This window comes from Microbacterium sp. sgz311019, from assembly GCF_056135325.1.
In genome coordinates this window covers 318,577-344,524 of sequence record NZ_JBWAXO010000005.1, presented here as the reverse complement: position 1 = coordinate 344,524, position 25,948 = coordinate 318,577, and the positions used below count along the sequence as shown (strand labels likewise).

General features: G+C 69.7%; 26 protein-coding genes. 11 read left to right on the top strand and 15 right to left on the bottom strand.

Going from position 1 to position 25,948, the window contains the following annotated elements; translation table 11 throughout:
* Window positions 1-46: 46 nt before the first annotated feature.
* Window positions 47-379 (bottom strand): three-helix bundle dimerization domain-containing protein, encoded by a 333-nt coding sequence (locus AC0NZN_RS10545; RefSeq protein WP_474592253.1) that lies wholly within the window; start codon window positions 377-379, stop codon window positions 47-49.
* A gap of 122 nt (window positions 380-501) precedes the next feature.
* Between AC0NZN_RS10545 and lgt the strand changes: the two genes are divergently transcribed.
* Window positions 502-1,413: a prolipoprotein diacylglyceryl transferase gene (lgt, locus tag AC0NZN_RS10540; RefSeq protein WP_474592252.1), complete on the top strand. Its 912-nt coding sequence runs from the start codon at window positions 502-504 to the stop codon at window positions 1,411-1,413.
* Window positions 1,414-1,498: 85 nt separating this feature from the next.
* Window positions 1,499-1,885 carry a DUF302 domain-containing protein gene (locus tag AC0NZN_RS10535; RefSeq protein ID WP_474592251.1) on the top strand — a complete coding sequence of 129 codons (387 nt, stop codon included), beginning with the start codon at window positions 1,499-1,501 and terminating at the stop codon, window positions 1,883-1,885.
* A 25-nt stretch (window positions 1,886-1,910) separates the two neighbouring features.
* On the opposite strand, the gene AC0NZN_RS10530 is transcribed toward AC0NZN_RS10535, so the two are convergent.
* From AC0NZN_RS10530 to AC0NZN_RS10485, 10 genes are read right to left on the bottom strand one after another with little or no spacing between them, the layout of a single operon-like run.
* The gene (locus AC0NZN_RS10530; protein ID WP_474592250.1) at window positions 1,911-3,329 is read right to left on the bottom strand and encodes an FGGY-family carbohydrate kinase; all 1,419 of its coding nucleotides are present in this window, start codon (window positions 3,327-3,329) and stop codon (window positions 1,911-1,913) included.
* Window positions 3,329-4,792 carry an FAD-binding oxidoreductase gene (locus tag AC0NZN_RS10525; RefSeq protein WP_474592249.1) on the bottom strand — a complete coding sequence of 488 codons (1,464 nt, stop codon included), beginning with the start codon at window positions 4,790-4,792 and terminating at the stop codon, window positions 3,329-3,331. Before AC0NZN_RS10525 ends, AC0NZN_RS10530 begins: the two co-directional genes overlap by 1 nt.
* 29 nt (window positions 4,793-4,821) lie before the next feature.
* A complete protein-coding gene (locus AC0NZN_RS10520) occupies window positions 4,822-5,598 on the bottom strand; it encodes an SDR family oxidoreductase (RefSeq protein ID WP_474592248.1) in 777 nt (258 codons plus the stop codon).
* Between the two features lie 3 nt (window positions 5,599-5,601).
* The gene (locus tag AC0NZN_RS10515) at window positions 5,602-7,086 is read right to left on the bottom strand and encodes an NAD-dependent succinate-semialdehyde dehydrogenase (RefSeq protein ID WP_474592247.1); all 1,485 of its coding nucleotides are present in this window, start codon (window positions 7,084-7,086) and stop codon (window positions 5,602-5,604) included.
* Entirely contained in the window at window positions 7,083-8,009 is a 927-nt protein-coding gene (locus AC0NZN_RS10510) for an NAD(P)-dependent oxidoreductase (protein WP_474592246.1), read from the bottom strand. Before AC0NZN_RS10510 ends, AC0NZN_RS10515 begins: the two co-directional genes overlap by 4 nt.
* Before the next feature lie 30 nt (window positions 8,010-8,039).
* Window positions 8,040-8,552 (bottom strand): formaldehyde-activating enzyme, encoded by a 513-nt coding sequence (fae, locus tag AC0NZN_RS10505; RefSeq protein ID WP_474592245.1) that lies wholly within the window; start codon window positions 8,550-8,552, stop codon window positions 8,040-8,042.
* Window positions 8,552-9,493: a glycine betaine ABC transporter substrate-binding protein gene (locus AC0NZN_RS10500; RefSeq protein WP_474592244.1), complete on the bottom strand. Its 942-nt coding sequence runs from the start codon at window positions 9,491-9,493 to the stop codon at window positions 8,552-8,554. Before AC0NZN_RS10500 ends, fae begins: the two co-directional genes overlap by 1 nt.
* Window positions 9,494-9,553: 60 nt before the next feature.
* Window positions 9,554-10,330, bottom strand: coding sequence for an ABC transporter permease (locus tag AC0NZN_RS10495; RefSeq protein WP_474592243.1), 777 nt, complete (start codon window positions 10,328-10,330; stop codon window positions 9,554-9,556).
* Window positions 10,327-11,397: an ABC transporter ATP-binding protein gene (locus AC0NZN_RS10490; RefSeq protein ID WP_474592242.1), complete on the bottom strand. Its 1,071-nt coding sequence runs from the start codon at window positions 11,395-11,397 to the stop codon at window positions 10,327-10,329. Before AC0NZN_RS10490 ends, AC0NZN_RS10495 begins: the two co-directional genes overlap by 4 nt.
* Complete coding sequence (locus AC0NZN_RS10485; RefSeq protein ID WP_474592241.1) at window positions 11,390-12,058, bottom strand: ABC transporter permease; 669 nt, start codon at window positions 12,056-12,058, stop codon at window positions 11,390-11,392. Before AC0NZN_RS10485 ends, AC0NZN_RS10490 begins: the two co-directional genes overlap by 8 nt.
* Before the next feature lie 107 nt (window positions 12,059-12,165).
* On the opposite strand from AC0NZN_RS10485, the gene AC0NZN_RS10480 reads away from it, so the two are divergent.
* The gene (locus AC0NZN_RS10480; protein ID WP_474592240.1) at window positions 12,166-13,017 is read left to right on the top strand and encodes an IclR family transcriptional regulator; all 852 of its coding nucleotides are present in this window, start codon (window positions 12,166-12,168) and stop codon (window positions 13,015-13,017) included.
* Window positions 13,018-13,086: 69 nt separating this feature from the next.
* Here the strand turns inward: AC0NZN_RS10480 and AC0NZN_RS10475 are convergent, their stop codons facing one another.
* Together AC0NZN_RS10475 and AC0NZN_RS10470 are read right to left on the bottom strand one after the other, a co-directional pair.
* On the bottom strand, window positions 13,087-13,875 hold the full coding sequence (locus AC0NZN_RS10475; RefSeq protein WP_474592239.1) for an SDR family NAD(P)-dependent oxidoreductase: 789 nt from the start codon (window positions 13,873-13,875) through the stop codon (window positions 13,087-13,089).
* A 1-nt stretch (window position 13,876) separates the two neighbouring features.
* Window positions 13,877-14,677, bottom strand: a complete 801-nt coding sequence (locus AC0NZN_RS10470; protein ID WP_474592238.1) for an alpha/beta hydrolase — start codon at window positions 14,675-14,677, stop codon at window positions 13,877-13,879.
* A gap of 135 nt (window positions 14,678-14,812) precedes the next feature.
* Here AC0NZN_RS10470 and AC0NZN_RS10465 point away from each other — a divergent pair, with 135 nt between their 5' ends.
* The 4 genes from AC0NZN_RS10465 (at window position 14,813) to AC0NZN_RS10450 (ending at window position 18,921) form a co-directional block, all read left to right on the top strand.
* A complete protein-coding gene (locus AC0NZN_RS10465) occupies window positions 14,813-15,751 on the top strand; it encodes a LysR family transcriptional regulator (RefSeq protein ID WP_474592237.1) in 939 nt (312 codons plus the stop codon).
* An 86-nt stretch (window positions 15,752-15,837) separates the two neighbouring features.
* Window positions 15,838-17,151 carry an MFS transporter gene (locus tag AC0NZN_RS10460; RefSeq protein WP_474592236.1) on the top strand — a complete coding sequence of 438 codons (1,314 nt, stop codon included), beginning with the start codon at window positions 15,838-15,840 and terminating at the stop codon, window positions 17,149-17,151.
* 119 nt (window positions 17,152-17,270) lie between these two features.
* Window positions 17,271-18,269, top strand: a complete 999-nt coding sequence (locus AC0NZN_RS10455) for an SDR family oxidoreductase (RefSeq protein WP_474592235.1) — start codon at window positions 17,271-17,273, stop codon at window positions 18,267-18,269.
* Window positions 18,270-18,291: 22 nt separating this feature from the next.
* Complete coding sequence (locus AC0NZN_RS10450) at window positions 18,292-18,921, top strand: VOC family protein (protein WP_474592234.1); 630 nt, start codon at window positions 18,292-18,294, stop codon at window positions 18,919-18,921.
* A 67-nt stretch (window positions 18,922-18,988) separates the two neighbouring features.
* Here AC0NZN_RS10450 and AC0NZN_RS10445 read toward each other — a convergent pair whose 3' ends face one another.
* Window positions 18,989-20,089: an NADH:flavin oxidoreductase/NADH oxidase gene (locus AC0NZN_RS10445; RefSeq protein WP_474592233.1), complete on the bottom strand. Its 1,101-nt coding sequence runs from the start codon at window positions 20,087-20,089 to the stop codon at window positions 18,989-18,991.
* 156 nt (window positions 20,090-20,245) lie between these two features.
* Here AC0NZN_RS10445 and AC0NZN_RS10440 point away from each other — a divergent pair, with 156 nt between their 5' ends.
* The 4 genes from AC0NZN_RS10440 (at window position 20,246) to AC0NZN_RS10425 (ending at window position 24,933) form a co-directional block, all read left to right on the top strand.
* Entirely contained in the window at window positions 20,246-22,867 is a 2,622-nt protein-coding gene (locus AC0NZN_RS10440) for a PEP/pyruvate-binding domain-containing protein (RefSeq protein WP_474592232.1), read from the top strand.
* Between the two features lie 53 nt (window positions 22,868-22,920).
* Window positions 22,921-23,133 carry a hypothetical protein gene (locus AC0NZN_RS10435; RefSeq protein WP_474592231.1) on the top strand — a complete coding sequence of 71 codons (213 nt, stop codon included), beginning with the start codon at window positions 22,921-22,923 and terminating at the stop codon, window positions 23,131-23,133.
* A 310-nt stretch (window positions 23,134-23,443) separates the two neighbouring features.
* The gene (locus AC0NZN_RS10430) at window positions 23,444-24,016 is read left to right on the top strand and encodes an ABC transporter substrate-binding protein (RefSeq protein ID WP_474592230.1); all 573 of its coding nucleotides are present in this window, start codon (window positions 23,444-23,446) and stop codon (window positions 24,014-24,016) included.
* A 281-nt stretch (window positions 24,017-24,297) separates the two neighbouring features.
* Window positions 24,298-24,933: a ribbon-helix-helix domain-containing protein gene (locus AC0NZN_RS10425; protein WP_474592229.1), complete on the top strand. Its 636-nt coding sequence runs from the start codon at window positions 24,298-24,300 to the stop codon at window positions 24,931-24,933.
* Window positions 24,934-24,954: 21 nt separating this feature from the next.
* Here AC0NZN_RS10425 and AC0NZN_RS10420 read toward each other — a convergent pair whose 3' ends face one another.
* Window positions 24,955-25,896: an aldose 1-epimerase family protein gene (locus AC0NZN_RS10420; protein ID WP_474592228.1), complete on the bottom strand. Its 942-nt coding sequence runs from the start codon at window positions 25,894-25,896 to the stop codon at window positions 24,955-24,957.
* Window positions 25,897-25,948 lie beyond the last annotated feature (52 nt).

Sequence of the window (25,948 nt, the reverse complement as noted above, 5' to 3'; positions counted from 1 at the left end):
ATCGTCGGAGGCCGCACAAGGGACCCGCACGCCGGCGGGCCGCGGGTCAGTCGTTGGTGAGGTCGCCGTCCAGCAGCGCCGGCCGCTCGCCCCGCGCCTGGATCTCATACGGATCCAGGCTCACCTCGGCGTCGATCGGCTCGAACTCGCCGAGGTTCTCGGGCACGACCGGCTGCACCATCTTCGCGACCTTGCGCAGACGGTCCGTCGCGGCGTTCTCGGCGAGGACCGCGATGTAGTCCCGCACCTTCGCGCCGCTCAGACTGTCGTACTCCTCCTGCACGATCGTCGTGATCGTGTCGCGATCGACCGTGGGGAACCGCTCCGACAGACGGCCGATCGCTTCACCGAGTGCGCGCTGTTCGCTCTGTGTGTCCACGAGGTCATTGTCATCCCCCCGGGGTCGCTTCGGAAGACGACACGAGTCGCGATCCGTACAGCGGACCCAGAGAACCTGGCCCTAGGCTGGCTCCGCCCTGCACCCTCTGGCGAAAGCGTCCCGTGAAGATCACCAGCATCCCCAGCCCTCCGTCCGCGTGGGCCCAGTTCCAGCTCGGCCCGCTCACCATCCACATCTACGCGCTGTGCATCATCGCGGGGATCATCGCCGCCGTGTGGATCACCGGCCGCCGGCTCGCGAAGCGCGGGGTGGATGCCGGGTTCGCCATCGACGCCGCTCTGTGGGCGGTGCCGCTCGGGATCATCGCGGCGCGGTTCTACCACGTCTTCACGCATGTCGGGGACTACTTCTTCCCCGGTGCGAACCTCTGGAACGTCTTCGCGATCTGGGACGGCGGCAACGCCATCTACGGCGCGCTGATCGGTGGTGCGCTGGGCATCTGGATCGCGTGCCGCCGCGCGGGCGTCCGGTTCTGGACCTTCGCCGACGCCCTTGCGCCGGCCCTGCTCGTCGCCCAGTCGCTCGGCCGCCTGGGCAACTACTTCAACCACGAGCTGTTCGGCCTGCCGACCACCCTCCCGTGGGGATTGCAGATCGAGTCGACGAACCCGAAGTTCCCGCCCGGGCTGGCGGCCGACACGCTGTTCCACCCGCTGTTCCTGTACGAGATCATCTGGAACATGCTGGGCTTCGCCGTTCTGCTCCTGCTCGAGCGACGCTTCACGCTGCAGTGGGGGAAGATGCTCGCGCTCTACCTCATCTGGTACGGCACGGGCCGCAGCTTCCTGGAGTCGATCCGCATCGACCCGTCCAGCAACAGCTTCCTCGGCATCCCCGCCAATGTCTGGGCGTCCTTCATCGCCGTGATCCTCGGCATCGTCCTGCTCGTCGTGCAGTCGCGTCGCCACCCCGGCGCCGAGCCTTCTCCCTTCACGCGTGCGGACTCCCGGGCACGGTCGAAGGATGCGGCGGCCCCTGTCGAGGGGTCGGAGGAGCACGTCTCGCACTCCTGAGCCGTCCTCGGCCTTTTCCCGCCGGACCCTGCCGGCCGTAGCATGACCGTCATCAGCGGGCACTGGAGACGAAGGAGGCATCCGCATGAGCGAGCTGACCGTCAGCGACGCGGCGGCCTCGGTCGGCGACACCGTCCGCGGGCTGGAGCGGGAACTGGATGCGCGCGGCATCCGCGTCTTCGCAGTCATCGATCACGCCGCAGGTGCCCGCGAAGCGGGGCTCGAGCTTCCGGATGAGGTCGTGCTGATCTTCGGAAGTCCCGCGGTCGGCACCGCGATCATGCAGAGCGACGCGCGCACGGGGCTCGACCTCCCACTCCGGATGCTCGTGTGGGACGACGACGGCCGCACGCGGGTCGGGTACCGGGACCCGCGCCTGCTCGCGGAGGACTTCGACCTCGCGACCGAGGCCGCGGTGCTCGACAGGCTCGCGGGGTTGCTCGAGGCGCTCGCGGCGAGCGTCTCGGCTTAGAGCTCCGCGGTGAGGCCGCCGTCGATCACGACGTCGAGATCAGCGCGCCCGCGGACCAGCGCGACAGATCGTCAACACCAGACCGGATGCCTCGGTGCCATGGCCGGAGAGCTCGGTAGGCGGGGGCATGCGCCGAGGGAATGCGGGGATCCGCGGACGCTGTCATCGAGCGGATCGCGGCGTCCCAGTCGGGATGCATGCCCGAGCCCACGGCGGCGCACACGGCGGCCCCGATGCCGGCGGCATCCGCGACGAGCGGGCGCCGGACCGGCAGGGCCAGGACGTCGGCGACCATGCCGACGAGCAGGTCCGACTGCGCGCCGCCACTTGTGACGAGCACCGACCGGAACGAGCGGCCGAGCTCATCGGCCATCGCGTCGATGTGGTCGGCCATGGTGAATGCGATCGCTTCGAGGATTGCGCGGTGCAGGTGTCCGCGACCCTGCATGCCCGAGAAGCCGACGATCGCACCGCGTCGATACGGAGCGTCGGCCGGTGCGAGCCAGTCGAGGACCGCGGCCACCCCATCGCATCCCGGCGCGACCGCCGCCGCCGCGCTGCCGAGCTCCCGGTCGAGGGCGTACAGATCGTCGCCGGTTGCGCGCTCGCTCTCCAGCAGGGACCGCAGCCAGCTGACGGTCCACATGCCGCGCCTGATGCCTCCGGACTCGGCGAGGTACTGTCCCGGCTGCGAACCGAAGTTGACCCAGTGGGAGCGACCGCCCCCCGGCTGGTGTGCGACCGTCATCGCCGAGATGTAGGTGCCGAGTGACAGGAGCACCTCGTCGGGAGAGGTCAGCCCCGCGCCGAGGGCCTCGACCGCCTTGTCGTTCGAGGTCGCGTAGACGGCAAGGCCCTCCGGGAGACCCGTTTCGCGTGCCGCTGCAGCCGTCACCTCACCCAGTCGGCCTCCGGGATCGACGAGCTCCGAGAGCATCCACGGCGCCATCCCGGTGGTCTCGTACGCGGCCGCGTCGGTGCTCCACCGCCAGGTGGTCTGGTCGATCGGCCACACCCCCTGGTAGTTACCTGCAGCATCCGTGAACCGTCCCGTGAGGCGGTGCCCGATGTAGCCCGACGACGTCGTCACCCGCGCGACCGCGGGGTCGCCGACATGGGATACGCCGACGCGCTGGTCCATCCAGCTGAGCAGAGGCGACGCGAGAGCGCCCTCCGCGTCGAGCAGCGCGCGGCAGAAGCGGATGGTGCACAGTCCGACCGCGATGATGTCGCCGCGGTCGCCGCGGAACCGCGACAGCGCGACGCGACACGCCGCGACGATCGACTCCCACACATCGTCGCCGGGATGAACACTCCACCCTGGTGCGGGGGAATCATACGGGCGCAGGCCCACGCGGGCCGACGCGTGCACGACGCCGCACTCGTCGACGATGAGGACCTTCGTGGACTGCGACCCGTTGTCGATCGCGACGATGAAGGGCATCAGGCCTCGAGCGCGAAGATCGTGCCGGGGTTCATGATGCCGTTCGGGTCGAGGGCTCCCTTCAGCCGCTCGAGAAGGACGACCGCCGAGCCGTGCTCGGCATCCGTCCACGGCGTCCGGTATTTGCCGATGCCGTGGTGGTGAACCATCGAACCGCCGAAGCGCAGAGCCTCCTCGACGATGATCGCGTTCAACGGCTCGTGGTACTCGGTGATCTCGTCGCGGGGCTCGCAGCGGATGTCGTAGTCGTACACGAAGTAGAGATTCGTGCCGGTCTGGTAGCTGTGCGAGGAGTGCGCGCCGAGCATCGTGAGGTCCGCAGCCCGCGCGAACTCCGTGTGAACGCGCCGCATCACGGCTTCGTACAACTCCACGACGCGAGACCAGTCCACGGACACCTCTGTGGTGTAGCCGAGGTGCGCGCGCGCCAGCATCTCGGCTTTCTCGGCGTCGATCTTGTCCTGACCCCAGTTCAGGTTGTCGAACCACGCTCGAATGAGCGCGTCGTCGACGCGCGTGTGCTCGCGATCGGCGAAGGCCGCCTCGATAGCGAGGGCCGTCGCCTCCGCCAGCGGCTGCGGCCCCTCTGCGACGAGCACGACCACGTTCTTGCCGTCGTGGAAGTGGGAGAAGTGCTGCCGCGCATCCTCGGGCGAGTACACGCGGGCCACCGACGGCCGGTAGCCCTGGGTGACCAGCTCGCGCAGGGCGTCGACGCCCGTGCCCAGCTCCTCGGTGAGGAAGCCGAAGAAACGCATGCTCTCCGGGTGGTACGGCCAGATCTTCACGGTCACCTCTGTGATGAATGCCATGGCGCCTTCGTTGCCGATCAACATGTGGCGGATGTCCGGCCCGGCGGCGCGTCGGGGCACATTCTTGATCCGCACGACAGTGCCGTCGGCAAGCACCGCCTCGAGACCCACGACCATGTCCTCGATGCCGCCGTACAGGGTCGAGAACTGGCCGATCGAGCGCGTGGCGACGAGCCCGCCGTACTGCGCGAGCGGCTTCGACTGCGGCGAGTGCCCGGTCGTGTAGCCGAGGGCGCGAAGGTGGTCCTCTACCTGCTGGAGGCCGGCGCCGCACTGGACCGTCACCATCATGTCGATCTTGTTCACCCCGAGGATCGCATCCATCCTCGAGCCGTCGAGGACGATCGAGTCGGCGACGACCGTCTCCAAGCCACCCTCCGTCGCCGTACGGCCCGTGCGCGGCACGACCGCGACGAGGTTCTCATCGGCGAAGCGCAGCACCGCCGCAACCTCGTCGGTGCTGCGAGGGTAGGCGATCGCCGCGGGAAACGGTCCGTCGAAGATGCCGTGCACCGCCGTGTACTTCTTGAATCGGTCGACGCTCGCCTCGCGCAGCGAGGTCTCGTCCGTGTCGATCTGGCCGGCGCCGAGCAGATCAATGAGGGCATCGGCGATCTGATCGCGCGACAGCGAGGAGCGGGAAGGTGCCATGGGTGTCTCTCCAGGTTCGTGGTGCTCGCTCAGCGCAGCAGATAGCCGCCGTCGACGACGAGCGTGTGTCCGTTGACGTAGTTCGATGCCGGGGAGGCGAGGAAGACGAGGGCGCCCATGAGGTCCGCCGGATCTCCCCAGCGGCCGGCCGGGATGTGGTCCACGATGCGGGCGTTGGCCGCCGCATCCGATCGGGTCTTCTCGGTGAGCGCCGTCGCGAAGTAGCCCGGTGCGATCGCGTTGACCTGGATGCCATACTCGCCGAGTTCGTCGGCGTAGGCCTTCGTGAATCCCACGATCCCCGCCTTCGTCGCCGCGTAGGCCGGCGACTGCCGTCCGCCGAGGAATGAGAAGAGCGAGGCGATGTTCACGATCTTCCCCGAGCCTTGCGGCATCATCGCCTTGGCCGCCGCGTGCCCGAACTCGAATGCGGCGGTGAGGTTGACGGCGACCATGGGATCCCACTTCTCGCGTCCGAAGCCCGCGACCTGATCGAGCAGGTTGATCCCCGCAGAGTTCACCAGGATGTCGAGCCCGCCCATCTCGGCGATGCACGCATCGACCATGCGCTGCGGCGTGCCGGCGTCGGTCAGGTCGGCGGCCGCGAAGGCATAGCGGCGGCCGCGTTCCTCGACGAGACGTCGCGTCGTTCCGTCGTCATCGACGAGGCTCGGCACGAAGACATCGGCCCCCGCCGCCGCGAGCGCCACGGTGAACGCTCGGCCGAGCCCGCTGTTGCCGCCCGTGACGATGGCGCGGCGACCAGCCAGCGAGAAGAGATCGTTACTGAATTCTGTGATGTCCATACGTCAGGCCTTCGGGTGGGCGAACGGGTCGGAAATGCCGACATAAGTCGTCTCGAGGTACTCGTGGATGCCTTCGGATCCGCCCTCGCGGCCGAGGCCGGACTGCTTGACCCCACCGAAGGGCGCGGCCGGATTCGAGACGACGCCGGCGTTCAGACCCAGCATCCCCGTCTCCAGCATCTCCGCCATCCGGAGCCCGCGGTCGAGGTCCCGCGTGTAGGCGAAGCACACGAGTCCGAACTCGGTCGCATTCGCGAGACGGACCGCCTCGTCCTCGGTCTCGAAGGTCACGATCGGCGCGACAGGTCCGAAGATCTCCTCGCCGAGGATCGCGGCATCCGCCGGCACGTCGACAAGCACGGTCGGCTCGTAGAAGTAGCCGGCGCCGGGGATCGCGGATCCGCCCACGGCGACACGCGCGCCGTCCGCCACTGCGCCCTCGACGAGCGCAGCGACCTTGTCACGCGTGGCGGAGTCGACGAGCGGGCCGACCGTAGACGTGGGCTCGGTGCCTCGCGCGGGAACGAACGCGCCGATCCGCTGCGCGAGTCGCTGCGCGAACTCCTCCGCGATCGACGTGTGCACCAGGAAGCGGTTGGCCGCCACGCAGGCCTCGCCGCCGTTGCGCATCTTGGCGAGCACCGCCCCGTCGACGGCAGCGTCGAGGTCTGCATCATCGAAGACGATGAACGGCGCATTCCCCCCGAGCTCCATCGAGACGCGGAGCACCTGATGCGCAGAGTCCGCGATCAGCCGGCGACCGACCTCCGTGGAGCCGGTGAACGACAGCTTGCGCAGCCGGGCATCCCGGATGAGCGGCCCGGTGACGGCTCCGGCCCGGGTGGTCGGTATGACGTTCAGGACTCCGGCCGGGAGGCCCGCCTCCGCCATCGTCTGCGCGAACAGGAGCGCTGTCAGCGGCGTGAGTGCCGCGGGCTTCAGCACCATCGTGCATCCTGCCGCCACTGCCGGCGCGATCTTGCGAGTCGCCATCGCGAGCGGGAAGTTCCACGGCGTGATCAGAAGGCTCGGCCCGACCGGGCGCTGGAGGACCAGCAGTCGGTTGCGGCCGTCCGGAGCGGTGGCGTAACGGCCGCCGACTCGCACCGCCTCCTCCGAGAACCACCGCAGGAATTCTGCACCGTAGGCGACCTCGCCTCGTGACTCGGCGAGCGGTTTGCCCATCTCCAAAGTCATGGTGAGGGCGAAGTCCTCGGTGCGTTCGGTGACGAGCTCGAAGGCGCGCCGCAGGATCTCACCGCGTTCGCGAGGAGCCGTCCGCGCCCAGTCGGCCTGCGCCGCGGCCGCGGCGGCGAGGGCGGCGTCGCCGTCCTCGGGTGAGGCATCCGCGACACGGGCCAGCACCTCCTCGGTGGCCGGGTCGATCACGTCGAACAACGCGCCGGTGGATGCCGCGACCCATCGCCCCCCGATGAACAGCTCGGTGGGCACGGCATCCAGCAGCGTCCGCTCCGCTTCCGCGGTCATGCTGCGGCCTCCGCGGCGCGACGCAGCGGGTGCGGGAGCAGGTCCTCGTAGAGCTTGAACGGGGCCATCTCGCCCGCGCGGTCTCCGTACAACGCCTTCGCCCTGCGATACTGCTGCTCAACGAGACCCGAGAGTTCGGCCGGCACCCCGACCGAGCGCGAGAGGTCGATCGACAGACCGAGGTCCTTGCACGCGAGCGCCAGCGCGAAACCCTCGTCGTAGTCGCCATGGTCGAGGATCGACAGCACGTCCCGCTCGACGAAGTTGCTGTTCGCCGGACTCGCCACGAGCGCTTCACGGAGAACAGCGAGGTCGACGCCAGCCGCGACGCCGATCGTCAGCACCTCGGCCGTCGCGATCAGGTGCGAGAACCAGAGCTGGTTGATCATGAGCTTGACGGCGTAGCCGGCCCCGTGACCTCCCACGTGGAGGATGCGTTCCGGGTCGCCCATCGCCTCGAAGACCGGACGCAGGCGCTCGACATCCGCCTGCTCGCCGCCGATGAAGATCTGCAGCATGCCGGATGCGGCACCGATCGACATGCCGCTGACCGGTGCGTCCAGGATTCGCAGTCCCCTGGCGGCCGTGGCGGCACGTACGCCGTCCGCGACATCCGGCACCGACGTGGACATGTCGATCCAGGTCCCCCCGTCCCGGATCCCATCGAGGATCCCGTGCGTGCCGGACACGGCGTCGGAGACGTGCCGCGGAGTCGGCAGCATCGTGATCACGAGATCGCTCTCGGCGGCGACCTCCGAGGCCGTGTCCGCCCAGAGTGCGCCACCTGCGAGCAGTTCGTCGGCTGACTCGCGGCGCAGATCGTTCACGACCAGCGGGTACCCCGCCTTCTGCAGGTTGCGAGTCATCCCGCTCCCCATGCTCCCCAGGCCGATGAAGCCGACGGTGGGCAGGCTGTCTGTCATGTCAGTGTTTCCCTCGTGATCCATCGGATGTCATTCCGGGGCGATGTAGAACGGGTTGGTCGGCCGGTGCCGGGCGGCGAGCACGGCGTCGAGAGCGGGAAGGCCCTCGAGTCCGTTGCGCAGCGCGTTGGCCGTGGCAGCACGGTTGTTTCGGTACACGCTGTCGGCGTCGTCGGCGGCGGGGTTCACCCAGACCGCGGCGACGATGCAGTGCTCGTCCGCTTCCTCGGCGGTGATGACGCCCTCGGCGACGGCATCCGCCACTCCTGCCGCCACTCCCGCCTGCGCCGGTCCCCAGATCAGCAGTCCGTGCTCGTCGGACACCGGCGCGGCCTTGGTCACGAAGAGCGTCATGGGCTTCACGGGCAGCGAGGGCGCGAGGACCGCGACGAACGGGACGTGGCCGACGCTCGGCGACCCCAGGGCAGTGGCCCACGCGACCCCCACCGGTCCGGTGCGCGGACCTGCCACGGTGTTGATGTGCGCGGCGTTCGCTCCCTCCCCCACGAAGCTCTCTCCGATCCGCAGAGAGGGCGCGGCCATCAGATGAGCCCCTTGCTCTTGAGGAAGTCCTCGGCGACCTTCTGCGGCTGCATTCCGTCGACGTCGACCTTGGCGTTCAGCTTCTGCATCTGTTCGGTCGTGAGCAGCGGACTCAGCTGGGCCATGACCTTCGAGATGTCCGGGTACTTGTCGAGGATCGACTTCTGGAGCGTGAACGCACCCTGGTAGACGGGGAAGAACTGCTTGTCGTCCTCCATGACCTTGAGCTTGAGGGCCGCGATACGCCCGTCCGTCGTGAAGACCTCGCCGAAGTTGCAGTCCTGGCCCTTCGCCGTGGCGGTGTAGATGAGGCCCGTATCGAGCAGCTTGACGTTCGAGTCGGGCACGGTGATTCCGTAGGCGGACTTGAAGCCGGGCCAGCCGTCATCGCGCGTGGAGAACTCGCTCTCGATGCAGAACGTCTGAGCCGAGGTCGGCAGTGATGAGATCTGGCTGTCCTTGCTGATCTTCAGCTTGTCCGCTTGGGACTGACGGATGGCGAACGCGTACGTGTTGTTGAAGGGTGCAGGCTCGAGCCAGGCGATGCCGTTCTTCTCCTCGTCCGCCTTCTTCACCTCCGTGAACTGCTCCACGGGGTCGTGGATCGGCGTCGAGTTCTTCTGATAGGTGACCCACGCCGTACCGGTGTACTCCCAATAGCCAACGAACTGCTTGTTCTCGAGCGCCTGGCGGACGTTCGCCGAGCCCACGAGCTTCGTGTTGGCCTTGAGGTTCGCGCCATGCGCGTTCAGGAGGTCGGTCGTCATCCAGGCCAGGATGTACTGCTCCGAGAAGTCCTTCGAGCCGATCTCGCCGGTGAGGCCCTTGAGCTCGTTTCCCTTGCTTCCCGAGCCGCCTCCGGCCCCGCCGGCGCAGCCGGTGAAGACGAGGGTGGCGGCGACGGCCGCGGCGGCCGCTCCGATGAGGCGCCGTGTGCGCATGGTTTCTCCTTGCAGTGTGTGTCGTGCGGTGGATGTGAGAGTGCTGACTCGTCTGGGTCGTCAGAGTCCTTTGGGCCGGACCACGTCCTCGACGATTCCGGCGAGCCAGTCGATCAGGACCGCGATCGCAGCGACGAGAACCGTGCCGACGAGAAGCACGGGGAAGCGCTGCAGCTTCAGGCCGTTGACGATCATGTCGCCGAGGCCTCCCGCGTTGATGAAGGTGGCGACCGTCGCGACGCCGACAGCGAAGACGAGCGACGTGCGCAGCCCGGCGAGGATCGTCGGCGAGGCCAGCGGCAGCTCGATGCGGGCGAGCACCTGGTTGCGCGTCATCCCCATCCCACGTGCGGCTTCCTTGACGTCGGAGTCGACCTGCTCCAGCCCGATCATCGTGTTGCGCAGCACGGGCAGGAACGAGTACGCCACGAGTGCGACGAGCGCGGTCGTGAATCCGGTCTGCCAGATGAGGGCGAGCAGGATGACGACGCCGACGGCCGGAGTCGCCTGCCCGATGTTGCCGATCGCCAGCATGAGGCCCCGGAAGGTGCGGGACTGGACCCGGTGCACGAGGATGCCGGCCGGCACCGCGAGAAGGGCGACCAGCGCCGACGCGACCAGAGTCAAGTACAGCTGTTCCTGCACGCGAGCGGAGATGTAGGACCAGTTGAGGGTCCGCTGCTCGATCGAGTCGAGGGTCAGCGTCGACACCCACCAGTAGGTGATCAGGAGTCCGGCGGCGACGAGGATCGGGGCGATCGCCCTGCGCGCGAGCACCCCGGCGCGGTCGCGCGATCTGCGCACACGACCCGTCGACCAGTCGATTGCGGCGGTCATGCCGGGCCCCCTGCATCGGTCGGGGCTCCGGCCTTCCCTTTCATCGTGCCGAGCGTGGCGGCTTCGGCGCCGAGCACGGCCGAGATCGCCCCATGGTCGAGCGATCCCATCGGCTTGCCGTCGGCGTCGACGACGGTGACGGAGGGAGCGCCGGTGAGCACGATCATGTCGAGCGCATCCCGCAGAGTCGCGTCGAACGGCACCTGCCCTGCACCTGCCAGAACCTCCGGCGAGAGCGCGGCATCCGTCACGCGAACGAGCGCCAAGCGCTTGATCGCGGCCCCCCGGCCGATGAAGGACGCCACGTAGTCGTTCGCCGGCGCGGCCAGGACGTTGGCGGGCGTGTCGAACTGCTCGATGCGGCTGCGCTCGCTCAGCACCGCGATCCGGTCGCCCATCCGCACCGCCTCGTCGAAGTCATGCGTGACGAAGATGATGGTCTTGCCGATGTCGGCCTGCAGCCGCAGGAACTCCGCCTGCAGCCTTTCGCGGGTGATCGGATCGGTCGCGCCGAAGGGCTCGTCCATGAGCATCACCGGCGGGTCTGCGGCGAGCGCGCGCGCGACTCCGGCTCGCTGTTGCTGTCCACCGGACAGCTGGCGCGGGTAGCGGTCAGCGAAGACCGCAGGGTCGAGCTGCACGGTGTGCAGCAGTGCGTCGACGCGCTCTGCGATGCGGGCCTTCGACCAGCCCAGCATTTTCGGGACCGTTCCGATGTTCTCCGCGATGGTGCGGTGCGGGAAGAGCCCGATCTGCTGGATGACGTAGCCGATGTGACGACGGAGCTCGTTCGGGTTGAGCGAAAGGATGTCTTTCCCGTCGATGCGGATGCTGCCGGACGTCGGCTCGATCAGCCGGTTCACCATCTTCATGGTCGTCGTCTTGCCGCAGCCGGATGGCCCGACGAACATGACGAGCTCGCCCGGACGGATGTCCATCGAGAAGTCCTCGACGGCGGGCGTGCTCTGCCCGGGGTACTGCTTGGTGACGTGCTCGAGCTCGAGCCGCACGCCGGTCGACTGCTTCGAGATCGCGTCGATGATCCCGGTGTTGGTGATGTCAGGCACGGAGACCCCTCGAGGTGGTGTAGCGGGCGATGAGGATGAAGACGGCGTCGACGATGAGCGCGAGGATCGCGACCATGACGGTGCCCGTCAGGGCGTAGTAGATCGCGTTGCGCGAGCCGATCGACGACAGCCCGGTGAAGATGTACTGGCCGAGCCCCGGGCCGGCGACATACGCCGCAATGGCGGCGATCCCGATCGTGAGCTGGGTCGCGACGCGCACACCGGTGATGATCACGGGCCACGCGATGGGCAGTTGGGTGCCGATCATGGTCCGACCACGGCCGAGTCCCATGCCCTTGGCGCTTTCGAGCACGTCGGACGAGACCTCGCGCAGCCCGACGACCGTGTTGCGGATGATCGGCAGCAGTGCGTAGAACGCGAGCGCGGCGATGGCGGGCCCCCAACCGAGCCCCAGCACGGGTGTGAGAAGAGCGAGCAGCGCGAGCGACGGGATGGTGATGGCGATGCCGGCGAGTGCCAGCACGGTCGCTCGCGAGATGGGGCGGCGCCAGACCGCCATGCCGAGCAGGACGCCGATCACGGTGGCGATCAACACCGAGATGGCGACGACCTCGATGTGCTGCAGCGTGAGGTCGAGCACCTCGTCCCAGCGTTCGCTCACGAACTCGGCCCATGCGCCGAAGCTGAATCCTTGGTCCATCCACCTGCCCTTCTCGTCGTTGAGGGGTGTTGTGAGAAACGTAGAACCGGCGATGACATTTCGACAAGTCCCCTTGTCCATATGGCAACTCCTGTTAGGGTCTCCTCATGTCCACTTCCCCGGAGCCGCGCCGGAACACGTCCGGTCTTGCCCGCGACATCGAGATCCTCGAACTGCTCGGCGGGGCCGAAGCCGCGCAGAGCGGCGGGCTGGGCGTCATGCGCATCGCCCAGCTGACAGGCCGAGACAAGGCCGTCATCTCGCGCACGCTCGCCACACTGGATGAATCCGGATTGCTCGAGCGGGATGCCGCATCCCTCAGCTATCGCCTCGGCTCACGGCTGTACGCGCTGGCGGCACGCACGACCGAGAGCCGGCTCGTGGGCGAGTCCCGGCCCTACCTGCGACGCATCGCCCAGCACACACGTGAGACGACGCATCTGTGCGTGCTGCGCGGCGGCAACGTTCTCACCGTCGTCAGCGAGCTCAGCCCCCACGAGTTCCGCACCACGGGATGGGAGGGCGTGACGACGGCGGCCTGGCGCACTCCATCGGGCCGCGTCCTGTTGAGCGATTGGGACGAGGAGTCGCTTCGAGGCTGGTACGAGGAGCACGGACACGACCTCGCCATCGTCGGGCCGGTCGATCCCGGCATGGCCACGTCGGGCTTCGCCGTGCTGAGCGCCCCACCCGACGAGAAGGCGGTGGTCACGGACTTCGCGACGCTGCTCGTCGAGCTCGCCCGGATCCGGGAACGCGGCTACGCCCTGTTGGATGAGGAGCTCGAACGCGGGGTCGTCGGCGCGTCCGCTCCCGTCTTCGACCTCAACGCGCGCATCGTCGCAGCCATCAATGTGAGCGCGCCGCGCGAGCGCATCGGCGACCGGCTCGACTCGCTCGGCCGCTACGTCGCGAACGCCGCATCCGAGTTCTCGCGCCGCCTCGGCTACTCCCTCTGACGCACGGGCGCACGAGGGCTCCGCTGGCTGCTTGCGGCTGCTCGAGGCGCTCGCGGCGAGCGTCTCGGCTTAGAGCTCGGCGGTGAGGCCGCCGTCGATCACCACGTCGGCGCCTGTGATGTTGCCCGCCACCAGGTCGCTCGCGAGGAACGCCACGAGCGCCGCGACCTCGTCGGGCGTGGTGAAGCGGCCGGTGACCATCGACGCCTCGGCTCCGGCGACGACCTGCGCACGGTCGGCGCCCGCGGCGGCGGACACGGTCGCGGCCACTCCCCCGTCGCCGAGCCACAGATCCGTCGCTACGGGACCTGGACTCACGGTGTTCACCCGGATGCCCTCGCGACCGACCTCCTTCGACAGCGACTTCGAGAAGTTGACGAGCGCCGCCTTCGCGGCGCTGTAGTCGATGACCGCGGGGTCGGGCAGCCGCGCGTTGACCGAGGCCACGGTGACGATGGCGCCACGTCGGAGTCGCCGCATCCCCGGGAGCACCGCGCGTGTCATCCGGATGGCGCTCAGGGCATCGAGCTGGAACGTGCCCATCCATTCGTCGTCCGTGACCGACGCGAAGCCGCCGGTCCGCGGCCGCACGCCGCCGACGTTGTTGACGAGCAGCGATGCACCGCCGAGCTCGTCCGCGTGAGCCACGAGCTCGTCGGGGATGCGCGGGTCGGTCAGATCGGCGGCGATCGGGGTCACCGCGCCATCGGCGGCGAGTGCGGCCAGGTCGGGCGTGACGGTGCGCGACGCCGCGAGGACGCGCGCACCCTCGGCGACGAGGATCCGGGTGACGGCCAGGCCGATCCCGCGTCCGGCCCCGGTGACGATCGCGACCGTGCCGGCCAGGCCGAGGTCCACGTCAGAGACCCTGCGCTGCGAGCCACTCGAGCACGGAGTCGGCGACGTCCGCCCAGCCGTGGTCGATCGTCAGCGAGTGCCCGCGGCCCTCGAACTGCTTGAGCTCGTTCACGGTCATCGCATCGCGGTACTGCTTGAGGGTCGAGCGCGTCACGACGTCGGGCACGGTGTGATCGGCTGTGCCGGAGATGAGCAGCAGCGGGCCGCGCGGCTCGCGCTCGGTGTCGACGGCGGCCGGCGAGTGCATCGAGAAGTTCGCACCGGCGGCCTGGAACAGCGGGCGTCCCGGGGACGGGATGGTCCACTGGTCGTAGAGCGCGTCCGACTCCTCCTGGTCGAGGGCGTTGCCGAACCCGTAGCGGAACTGCTCCTTCGTGAGCGAGACGGCCTTGTGCCGATTGGCCGGGTTTCCGAGCACGGGGAAGCCCGACCGCAGCTGCGCGAGCGGCAGCGGCAGCACCCCCTTGATCTGCGCGGGGTCGATGGCGACCGCACCCGCTCCCACGCCCTCGCCGAGCAGTTTCTCGGCGATGAGCCCGCCGAACGAGTGCCCGATGAGGATGGTGTCGTCGCCGAGCCCGTCCGCGATCTCGGCGAAGTGCCCGGCGGCCTCGTCGATGCCGATGTCGGCGACGGCGTCGGGGTTCTCTCGCGCCCCGGCCACGGTGTCGGCCTCGTTCGGCCAACCCGGAGCGACCGGGTCGTACCCGGCGGCGCGGAACTTCTCGATCCACGGTCCCCAGCTGGTGGCGTGGAGCCACAGGCCGTGGATGAAGACGACGGGACGGGGGGCTTCGGGCATGGGAGCGCTCCTGTGAGTCGGGGACTCCAGCACACACCCCGCGACCGTGCGGCGTCCAGGATCCGTTCGCCGCGGATCGATGCGCAATTTGCATCGATCGACGCGGGTGCGAGAGCCTTCAGGATGGGAGGACGCGTGGACCTCGATCTTCGGCTCGTTCGCTATTTCGTCGCGGTCGCGGACGAGTTGCACTTCGGTCGCGCCGCGACGCGCCTGCACATCAGCCAGCCGGCGCTGTCGCGGCAGATCCGTCGTCTCGAGGACGACCTGGGCTTCGCGCTGTTCGCGCGGGACAGCCGCCACGTGGCACTCACGCCCCCGGGCGCACGCTTCCTCAAGGACGCCCGTTCGCTGCTGGCGCAGGCGGCGCGGATGACGCATCCCGACGATCCGGGGATCCGCGTCGCGCACATCTTCGACCTCGACACGAGCCGGCTGGTCACCGACGCCTTCGCGGACCGGTTTCCCGATGTGCCGGTGCGGGCGAGTTCGATGGACAGCCGTCGCCAGTTCGATGCGCTCATGGCCGGCCAGCTGGATGTCGCGATCCTGCGCCTCACTGCGTCGATGGTCGCGGAGCATCCCAGTGGATGGCGGCACCGCCCGCTGCGATGGGAGCCGTTCTGGCTGGTGGGCCGGCCTGGCGACCCCATGGCCGAGACCGCGTCTCTTCGAGAGCGCCCCCTCGAGGTCTTCGCGGACCCGCTCGGCTCGGCGGCCTTCACGGCGCACGGTGCGTACCTCCGGGCCCTCGAGACGCACGGCGCGCTGGCCTTCCGCTGGCTCGGCAACCCGGGCACGTTCGACCAGTGCCTCCCGCACGTGCGGCGGGCGACGGATGCCGCATACCTCCTCGAGTTCGAGTCCTACGCGCTGCGCTACCGGCGGCTCGGCATCCCGATCCACCGCCCGTCCGAGCTGCAGCCCGTCTATCCGTGGTCGATCGTCTGGCGGGAGGGCCCGAACCCCGCCGCGGTGGCCGACTTCCTCGACGTCGCCGCGCAGCAGGCGGACGAACGCGGCTGGATGACTCCCGATGCCGCGGCTCCGCTGTGGCAGCCCTCGTTCGGGTGAGTCCCGCTCCCGCCCTGAGTCCCTCCCATCCCGTCCGCCCGCGCGGTACGCTCACGCACGGGGGGTCGTACACGCGGGGGTTGTGCATGTCTCTGAGTGATTCATCCGCGTCCACCGGCACGGGAGCCCCGGACGCTCGTTTTCGCGCACGGCGCCTGGCGTCCACGATCGGCGCCGCGCTCATGATGGTGGGCGCATCGGCCTCGGGCGGAATGGGCTTCCTCATCGTGCCGGGCACCGCGGTCTTCCACGTCTCGACGGCGCAATACCTGCTCTGGTACAGCATCTTCACGATCTCCAGCGCGGTATCGATGGCGATCGCCGGCAAGCTGTCGCAGCTCGTCGGGATCAAGGCGATCGTGATCTCGGGCGCGGGGCTGGCCGCGGCATCCGCGCTCGGCATGGCGTTCGCCACGCAGATCACGACGTTCTATCTGCTGTCGATCCCGCTCGGCGTCGGGTGGGGCGGGTCGACTCTGCTGGCTGCCAACATCATCGTGGTCGGCTGGCATCAGCACGCGCGGCGAGGGACGGTGCTGGGCGCGGTGATTGCGGGAAGCAGCATCGGCGGCATCCTGTGGGGCTTGCTGTTCCCTCCGGTCATCGCCCACGCGGGCTTCCGCGGAGGGATGCTGCTGGTGGCGGCGGTGATCGCCCTGACCATGCTGCTTGCCGGGATCTTCCTCGTGTCCAACCCGCCGCAGTCGGGCGAGCAGACCGGGCAGGTCCGCGCCCGCGTGCACTACACGACGCCGCAGCCGCCCCGGTACGCGCTCGTGGTCGCGCTGCTGCTGCTCATCGCGTTCGTCCTCTCCCTGCAGACGCCGCTGTCGCAGATCCTCCCCGCGATCCTCACAGCGTCGTGGGACAACCCGACTTTCGTGGGTCTGCTCGTCTCGTACTGGGCGGCCGTCGCCATCGTGATCAAGCCGGGCATGGGGTGGATCCACGATCGCTTCGGCATCCTCGTCCTGCTCGCCGTGCAGGCCTGCGCGTTCATCCTCGGGTTCGGCGGCATGGCGGTCGCCGGCGGGACGTACGGCATCTTCATCCTCATCCCGCTCGCCTCCCTCGCGGTCTCGACGGTGTCGATCGTGCTGCCGTTGGTGGCCACCAGGACGGTCGGAACGGAGCGCTTCGCGGCGGTCTACGGGGTGGCCATGACGGCCGAGTTCATCGGCCTCGCAATAGGCACCCCGATGTGGGGCGCTGTCTACGACGCGACCGGGCAGTACACGCTGGCGCTCCTGTGCGCGGGGGCCGTCGGCCTTCTCGGCATCCTGCTCATGATCGTGGTCATGAAGACCGCAGGCGCCACGCTGTCCCGCAGGGCACCGGTCGAGGCCGCGCGGGCGAAGGACGACCCGGCACAGGCGGAGCAGGCGACCCCGTTGCCCTGACCCCGAGGCACGCGATCGTCTCGATGTCGGCGCGGATGCGCGCAGCGCCCTCCGCACAGCGAGCGGGGTCCACGCCTCACGGAGCCTGTCAGCTCGAGTCGAGGGCTATCGTCGGGGTCATGACTGCGCTTCGGCTCCTGTTCCTCGGCGGCACCGGCACCATCAGCTACGCCTGCGTCAGGGCGGCTGCCGCCGCCGGCCACGACGTGACCGTCCTCAACCGCGGGAGGAGCGATCGCCCGCTCCCCGACGGGGTGCGCACGATCGTCGGCGATGTGAGGGATGCGGAGTCCGTGCGCGCAGCGGTCGGCGGCGACCGTTTCGACGTCGTGCTCGACTTCCTGTCGTTCGTGCCCGCACACGTCGAGACGGCGCTGTCCGTGTTCGAGGGGGCGGTGGGGCAGTACGTCTTCATCAGCTCGGCATCCGCCTACCAGAAGCCGCCGCGCTCCCTCCCGGTCACCGAGTCCACTCCCCTGCGCAACCCCTTCTGGCAGTACTCGCGCGACAAGATCGCCTGCGAGGACCTCCTCGTCGGCGCCTACCGCGAGCGCGCGCTGCCGGTGACGATCGTGCGGCCCTCGCACACCTATGACGAGCGGATGATCCCGACCACAGGCGCCTGGACGGACATCGCGCGTCTGCGCGCCGGAAGGCCCGTCGTCGTGCACGGGGATGGCACGAGCCTGTGGACGATCACGCACGCTGACGACTTCGCCGTCGCGTTCACGGGCCTGCTCGGCAACCCGTCGGCCATCGGGGAGGCGTTCACGATCACGGGCTCGCACGCACCGACCTGGAACCAGATCTACGGCTGGCTGGCAGAGGCCTCCGGCGTCGATAACCCGCAGTTCGTGCACATCGCCAGCGAGACGATCGCCGCCTGGGCGCCCGCGGAGGGCCCCGGTCTCGTCGGCGACAAGGCCCACTCGATGATCTTCGACGCCTCCAAGGTGACGAGCCTCGTGCCCGAGTTCCGCACCACCATCACCTTCGACGAGGGCGCGCGCCGCATCCTCGCCTTCTACGACCAGCATCCCGAGCGCCAGCAGGTGGATGCCGAGCTGGATGCCGCGTTCGACCGGATGGTCGACCACGCCCGCGCAGCGGGCGCCTGACCCGAGAAGAGGAGATCAAGCCATGACCGACGACATCGATCTGAAGCTGGAGGCGATCGTCATCCCGGTCGCGGACGTCGACCGATCGAAGGCGTTCTACGCGCAGCTCGGATGGCGCCTCGACGCCGACTTCGCATTCGACAACGGATTCCGGGTCGTGCAGTTCACGCCGCCGGGGTCGCCGGCGTCGATCCAGTTCGGCACCCGGATCACCGCGCAGTCGCCCGGCACCGCGGAGGGGGTCTATCTCGTCGTGAACGATGCGCAGGCCGCGCGCGACCGGCTCGCCGCCCTCGGCGCCGACGTCGAGGATGTCTTCCACCCCACGGCGCCCGGTGCGCAGTTCGGTCACGTCGACGGGCGCGCGGTGGGCGCCGGAGAACGCGCGAGCTACGGGACCTTCGCATCCTTCCGCGATCCCGACGGCAACACCTTCCTGCTGCAGGAGGTCACGAAGCGGCTCCCCGGCCGCATCGACGCGCACGAGACCACCTACGCCTCGCGGGCGGATCTCGAAGCCGCCCTCGTTCGCGCGGCGACAGCGCACGGCGCGCATGAGGCGGCCGACCTCGGCGGCGTCCGCGACGAGCAATGGCCGCAGTGGTACGCGGCGTACATGGTCGCCGAGCAGCACGGCACGGAACTCCCCTGACTCCGGCGGCGGGTCGAGCACGATCCGCAGCTCGACCTCGCCGGCTACCTGATCATGGCCGACCGCGTCACGACGTGAACAGGTCGCGGTGCTGCCGCGGCTGCGATCGCAGGTACTGCGGAGCGACGCGCACCTGACCGCCGAGCTCGGCCGCGGCGTGCCAGGGCCAGCGCGGGTCGTACAGCGCGGTGCGAGCGAGCGCGACGAGGTCGGCATCGCCCGTGCCCACGATGGCCTCGGCCTGCTCGTATCCCGTGATGAGCCCGACCGCGACGACGGGGATGTCGACGCTCTCCTTCACGGCACGGGCGAGGGGCACCTGGTAGCTCGGTCCGAGGGGGATCGCCTGCTCGGGGCTGAGGCCGCCGCTCGAGACGTGGACGGCATCGCATCCGGATGCCTCGAGCGCCTGCGCGAATTCGACCGTCTGTGCGATGTCCCATCCACCGGGAACCCAATCGGTGCCGGATACGCGCACCGATACGGGAAGCTCGGGCACGGCCTGCTTCACGGCGTCGAACACCTCGAGCGGGAGCCGCATCCTGTTCTCGAGCGAACCGCCGTATTCGTCGGTCCGCTGATTCGACAGTGGTGAGAGGAACTGGTGCAGCAGGTAGCCGTGCGCGGCGTGCAGCTGCACCGCGTCGATGCCGATCGACGCTGCCCGCACGGCGGCCCGTGCGAACCCATCGCGAACGCGCGCGAGACCCTCGCGGTCGAGCGCGTGCGGCGCGACCTGGTCTTCGAGGAACGGGATCGCCGACGGTGCGACCGTGGCCCAGCCGTGCGGATCGCCGGGCGGGAGCTGCGCGCCGCCCTTCCACGGCAGGTCGGTCGACGCCTTGCGGCCTGCGTGCGCGAGCTGCACGGCGATCGGCATGGCGGACCACCGGCGGACGCGCTCGATCGTCGACCCCATGGCCGCTGCCGTGCGATCGTCCCACAGCCCCACGTCGGCGTAGCTGATGCGCCCCTCGGGGACGACCGCTGTCGCCTCGATCGTGAGGAGCGCTGCCCCCGACTGCGCGAGCTGGCCGAGGTGGATCAGATGCCAGTCGGTCATCTCCCCGTCCTCGGCGGAGTACTGGCACATCGGCGCGATCACGATGCGGTTGGCGAGCTCCAGCGAGCCGACGCGGATGGGCTCGAACAGCGCGGGGTGTGGCACGGGGACTCCTCGATGGCGTGGCGCGGGCCCGATCGACGATACGCCGACGCCCGATGTGCGAGGCGCAGGAAGGACGGATCCTTGCGATAGAGCACAGGGAGTGCGATCATTCCATTAATTCATCGTGCGATGAATTAGGAGACCGAAGGCGCCCAGATGGATGCATCGACACCGACCCTCATCCTCGACCTCGCCACAGTCTCGGCCGCCGACCTCCCCGACGTGGGCGGGAAGGCCGCCAACCTCGGCGAGCTGATCGCGGCGGGCTTCGACGTGCCGCCCGGCTTCTGCCTCACGACCGAGGCCTACCGGCTCGCCGTGCGGGGAACGACGGTCGAAGATGGGACGGAGACGGATGGCGCGGCCGCTCGCGCGGCGATCATGGCCGCTCCGATCCCGGCTGCCGTCGCCGATGCCGTCCGCGCCGCCTACGCGCAGCTGGGCGCGGGCCCGGTCGCCGTGCGCTCGTCCGCCACCGCCGAGGATCTGCCCGGGGCGAGCTTCGCCGGCCAGCAGGACACCTTCCTCGGCGTCGAGGGCATCGACCACGTGCTCGACGCGGTGCACCGCTGCTGGGCATCGCTGTGGACCGACCGTGCGGTCGCCTATCGCGCCGCGCAGGGCATCGGAGGCAGCGGGGTCGCGCTGGCCGTGGTGGTGCAGCGAATGGTGGATGCCGCGTGCGCCGGCGTCCTCTTCACCGCCGACCCCGTGACCGGCCGGCGACAGCAGGCGGTCATCGACGCCGCGCGGGGACTCGGCGAGGCCGTCGTCTCGGGAGCCGTCGACCCGGAGCAGGTCGTCGTCGACACGCGGAGCAGCCGCATCCTGGATCGCCGCACGGGAAGCCCGACCGACAGGGACGGCGCCGCCGACAGGAGCGCGGTGCTTACGGATGCCGAGGCCCGGGCCCTGGCCGCGCTCGGCGATCGGATCGAGCGGCACTTCGGCGCCCCACAGGACATCGAGTGGGCCATCGACGCCGGCCGACACCTGTGGCTCACCCAGTCCCGCCCGATCACCACCCTGTATCCGATGCCGGTGCGCGACGCGCCCCCGCCCGGCAACCAGACACGCGTCTACTTCTGCGTCACACTCGCGCAGGGCCTGCACCGGCCGATCACGCCGCTCGGCATCGCCGCGTTCCGGATCGTCGGCTCAGGCTTCCTCGACCTCATCGGGCGCCGGCCGCAGAGCGTCGTCGACGGACCCGGCGGCTTCGCCATCGGCGGCGACCGCATCTTCCTCGATGCCACGCCCATCGTCCGCTCCGCCGTGGGTCGCGAGATCTTCCCCCGCGCGCTCCAGGTCATGGAGACCAGGTCCGCAGTCGTGCTGCGCGAGCTGTTCACTGATCCCCGGTTCTCGGTGCTGCCCGGGTCGCGCCGCCGCTTCGCCGTCCCCGCGCTGCGACTCGCCCTGCGCATCCGTCTGCCCTTCCTCGTCGTGCAGGCGCTCGTCAGCCCGCCGGCGGCGCACCGGCGCCTGCGTCGGCTGGCGGTCGACATCCGGGGGCGCAGCATCCCGACCACCGGGGACATCCCGTCGCGCATCGACGCGGTCGTCGACCTGCTGTTCCACGCCACATCACTCGCGCCGCGGAGCCTCCCCGGCGCGGCCGTCGGCTTCGCGATGCTCGGGCTCGGGGGTCGCCTGCTCGGCGACGCCGTGCGGCCGGGCGACCTGCAGACCGTGCTCCGCAGCGTGCCCGACAACGTGACCACCGAGATGAACCTCGACCTGTGGCGCATCGCGGTGCGGGCACGGAAGGATGCCGAGTCGGCTGCCGCCCTCCGCGACTCCTCGGCGCGCGATCTCGCCGACCGCTTCCTGGCGGGCGTGCTCCCGGTGCGGCTGCAGCAGGACCTGGCCGGGTTCCTCGAGCAGTACGGCCACCGCGCAGTCGCTGAGATCGACCTCGGCATGCCGCGCTGGGCCGACGACCCCGCGCACCTCTTCGGCGTGCTGTCGGGGTACGTGCGGCTGGATCCGGATGCCGAGACCCCTGAGCAGCACTTCGCGGACGGCGTGCGCGCGGCGCGGGCGAAGATGAACGAGCTGATCGGGCGGGCGCGACACAACCGCGTGCGCGCCGCGGCTGCGCGCTTCTGCCTCCGCAGGGCGCGGGCCCTCATCGGCATCCGCGAGATGCCGAAGTTCCTCGTGATCATCGCGCTGCAGACGGCGCGCACCGCGATGCTGCGCGTGGGCGCCGAGCTCGCGGATGCCGGCCGCATCGAGACCGCGGACGACATCGCCTTCCTCGATTTCGACGACGCAAAGCGGGCCGCAGCCGGCGAGGACCTTCGCGCCGTGGTCCGCGCGCGCAGGGAGCGGTACGACGCGGAGCTGCGCCGCCGGCACGTCCCCCGGGTCCTGCTGTCGGACGGGACCGAGCTCGAGGCCCTCGCCTCGCACCGCGGGACGGACGAGCCGGGCGCGCTCCGCGGCACTCCCGCATCGGCCGGGAGCGTGACCGCACGCGCCCGGGTGATCCTCGACCCGGTCGGCGCGCAGCTCGAGCCGGGTGAGATCCTCGTCGCCCCCTCCACGGATCCGGGGTGGACGCCACTGTTCCTCACGGCGGGCGGGCTCGTGATGGAGATGGGCGGCGCGAACAGCCACGGCGCCGTCGTCGCCCGGGAGTACGGCATCCCCGCCGTCGTCGGCGTCGCCCGCGCGACCGAGACCATCCGCACCGGTGACGAGGTGACGATCGACGGCGCCGGCGGGGTGGTGAGGATCGCCACGGCCGCCGAGGTGACGGCGACGCCCTGACGCCGCATGCCCGGCCTCTGTCGCAAACCGATCGTGAGCCGTACAGTGAGCCTGTGAAACGGAGCTGGCCGTGGCTCGTGCCGGGCGTGATCCTCGCCCTCGTCGGACTCGTGTGGACGTTGCAGGGCATGAATGTGCTGCGCGGGTCGGTGATGAGCGGGTCGCCCCTGTGGGCCACCATCGGCCCCATCGTGCTCGTCGTCGGCGTCGTCCTGATCGTCATCGGGATCGTCGTCGCCGCTCGTCGGCGACGCGCCGGCACCTAGACCGGCTCCCGACCGGCCCCGATCTGCAGGCGAGGCTCTCGACCTGACGGTCGTCCACGTCGCCCACCCACGCCCAGACGGCGCGCTCGCGATTCAACCCGCCCGCGAGCGCCGGTTCGCGCACGCGTCATGAAAACACGCGAGTCCAGGCGGGTCAACCCCCTCGGGCACGCGCATGGCCCCTGCCTACGGTGGCTGCTCCAGGGAGGACGTGCCGGAGCGGTCCTCTGAAAGCGAGCGGTGGGGCTACGAGCCGTGCCGCGCGACCGGCGGCCACAGGCAGGCCGCGTTGTGAAGGGAACTCATCATCATGTTGCAGAAGAAGAAGCTGCTGGGCGGCCTCGGAGCCGCCGTATTGACCGCTGGGCTGGCTTTCGGAGCGGCGATCCCCGCCCAGGCGGCGACTCCGCACGTTCAGGCCCAGACGGTTCAGGCCACGAAGGCCGCCGTCCAGCCGGCCCAGATCACGCAGACGATCACCGACGCCACAGGCAACGTGCTCGGCACGTTCACCGGTACGTTCACGCCCACCGGCTTCACGTCGCAGAACGGGATGCTGAACGTCAGCGGACTCCTCAACGGAACCGTGACGAACGCGGCCGGACAGGTGCTCGCCACGGTCACCAACCAGGCGACCAGCACGACGGTCACCAACGCGGCCGGCCAGAACAGCTGCGACATCCTCAACCTCGTCCTGGGACCTTTGCACCTCGACGTGCTCGGCCTGGTGGTCGACCTCAACCAGGTCCATCTCGACGTCAGTGCGGTTCCCGGCGCGGGCAATCTCCTCGGCAACCTGCTGTGCTCGGTTGCCGGCCTGCTCGACATCGGGACCGGCCTCAACGGTCTGGCCGGCATCCTGAACCACCTGCTCGGTCTCTGACCGCGGCAGTGCGGCGAAGAGGCCCCGAGCGATCGGGGCCTCTTCCTCGTGCTGGCGTCCCGGCGAGAGGTCGTACCGCCCCCTTAGAGCGCCAGCTCGGCCTCGAACTCGTCGCCGCCGGGGTCGGGCCACCCCGTCGCGAAGGCCGTCGCTGCGGTACCTGTTCTTCTCGTGCTGATAGCCGCGCACGTGGGAAGCCGGAGGCACCGATCCGGAGGGTATCGCGCACGCCGGGACGTTCCGATAATGTGCGGGCGGCGGGTGGCATCGAGGAGGCCGGCATGGAGATCTCGCTTCCCGAAGCGCAGGCGGAGTTCATCGCGCGGAAGCTCCGGGAAGGCAGATACCTCGACGCGGGCGAGGTCGTGAGAGACGCCCTCCGGCGCTTCGAGCAGCAGCAGCTCCTCCTGGCGGGCGGCGATATCGAGGCCGAGGTCTTCATCGTCCTGCTCGATGCGACCCGGAGCGCCGAGCAGGACCTCCGGGACATCATGGCCGGTGTGCGGGCCATGAACGCGGCCAAGCGGGCTCAGCGCGAGCTGATCAACGAGATCAACCGGGACGTCGTGGCCAACGCCCGCCTCACAGGCGATCGGCCCATCGACTTCTCGAGCGGCTTGGGCAGCGAGGAGGCCTATCACGCGCTGCACTGGCCGGTTCCCGATGTCGAGGCTCCCGGCGGCGTGCGCTTCACGGTGACCGACCTGTGGCCCCGCCGGATCGCGACCGTCGGCGACCTCAGCGCCATCCTCGAGCACGCGAGAAGCGACCTCGACAGTCTGAGCGAGCTCAGCGAGCTGGAATCCCTGCGTCTTCAGCAGGCGATGGACCGGAGGTCGCACCTCCTCACGGCGCTCTCCGATCTCGAGAAGAAGCTGAGCGCCACGGCATCCGCCATCGTCGAGAACCTCACGTAGCCGGACGAGCGAGGGGCGGCGTCAGCCGATCGCGCTGATCGTCCAGCCGGCTTCGAAGGACTGCCCAGGCTCGATGACGACGAGGCCGGTGTCGAACGGATAGGCGGGCGCGTTGAACGCGTCGGGGGCGCAGGTCATCGGCTCGACCGCGAGGCCGGCGCGGTGCGCGGGGTTCCCCGGGTCGAGGTCAGCCGTGTGGATCTGCACCCACGGGCACGCCGCATCCCACGTCATCGCCACGCCGCGGCCCTCCGCATCCGTGAGTCGGACGGTCGCGAGCCCCGCCTCGTCCCGCTGCAGGTCGGTGTAGGCGTGGTCGATCTCTGCGCCGGCGATCGTCCGCGGGATGCGGAAGTCGAACCGCTGCGGGTCTCCGTCGTCGACGGGACGGATGACGGTCGGGGCGAGCCGCTCGTCGACGTCCAGCACGGACGCGGCGGGCAGGTCGAGCGTCCAGTCGTCGACGCGGCCCTCGCCGGCGACGAGATACGGATGCGGGCCGGTGCCGAAGGGGGCGGGCTCGGTGCTCAGGTTCGTGGCGCGGACCGTCTGCACGAGACCGTCGTCGGTGAGCGCGAACGTCGTCTCGATCCCGACCCGCCACGGGTAGCCGGTCTGCGCCTCGACCATCGCCTCGAGTCGCACCTCGTCGTCTGCGACCGAGACGGCGCGGTAGTCGAGCCAGACGGCGAGGCCGTGCAAGGCGTGACCCCGAGCCGGCTCGGTGAGGGGGAGCTGCTGCTCCTGCGCACCGAATGTGTAACGCCCGTCGACGACGCGGTTCGGCCAGGGAACCAGCGTCACCCCGCGGTATCCCGGCCGGAGCTCGTCGGCGTCGTACGGGACGACGAGATCGCGCCCCGCGTGCCGGAACGAGCGCAGCGAGGCGCCGATGCTCGCCACGACGGCCGTGTCGTCACCACGGGTCAACGTGAACTGCGTGCCGGAGAGCGGCGTCGACATCAGCGTCCGCACCCCTCTGCTCGAGCCGTCGCGACGGCCACCGACGTCAGTC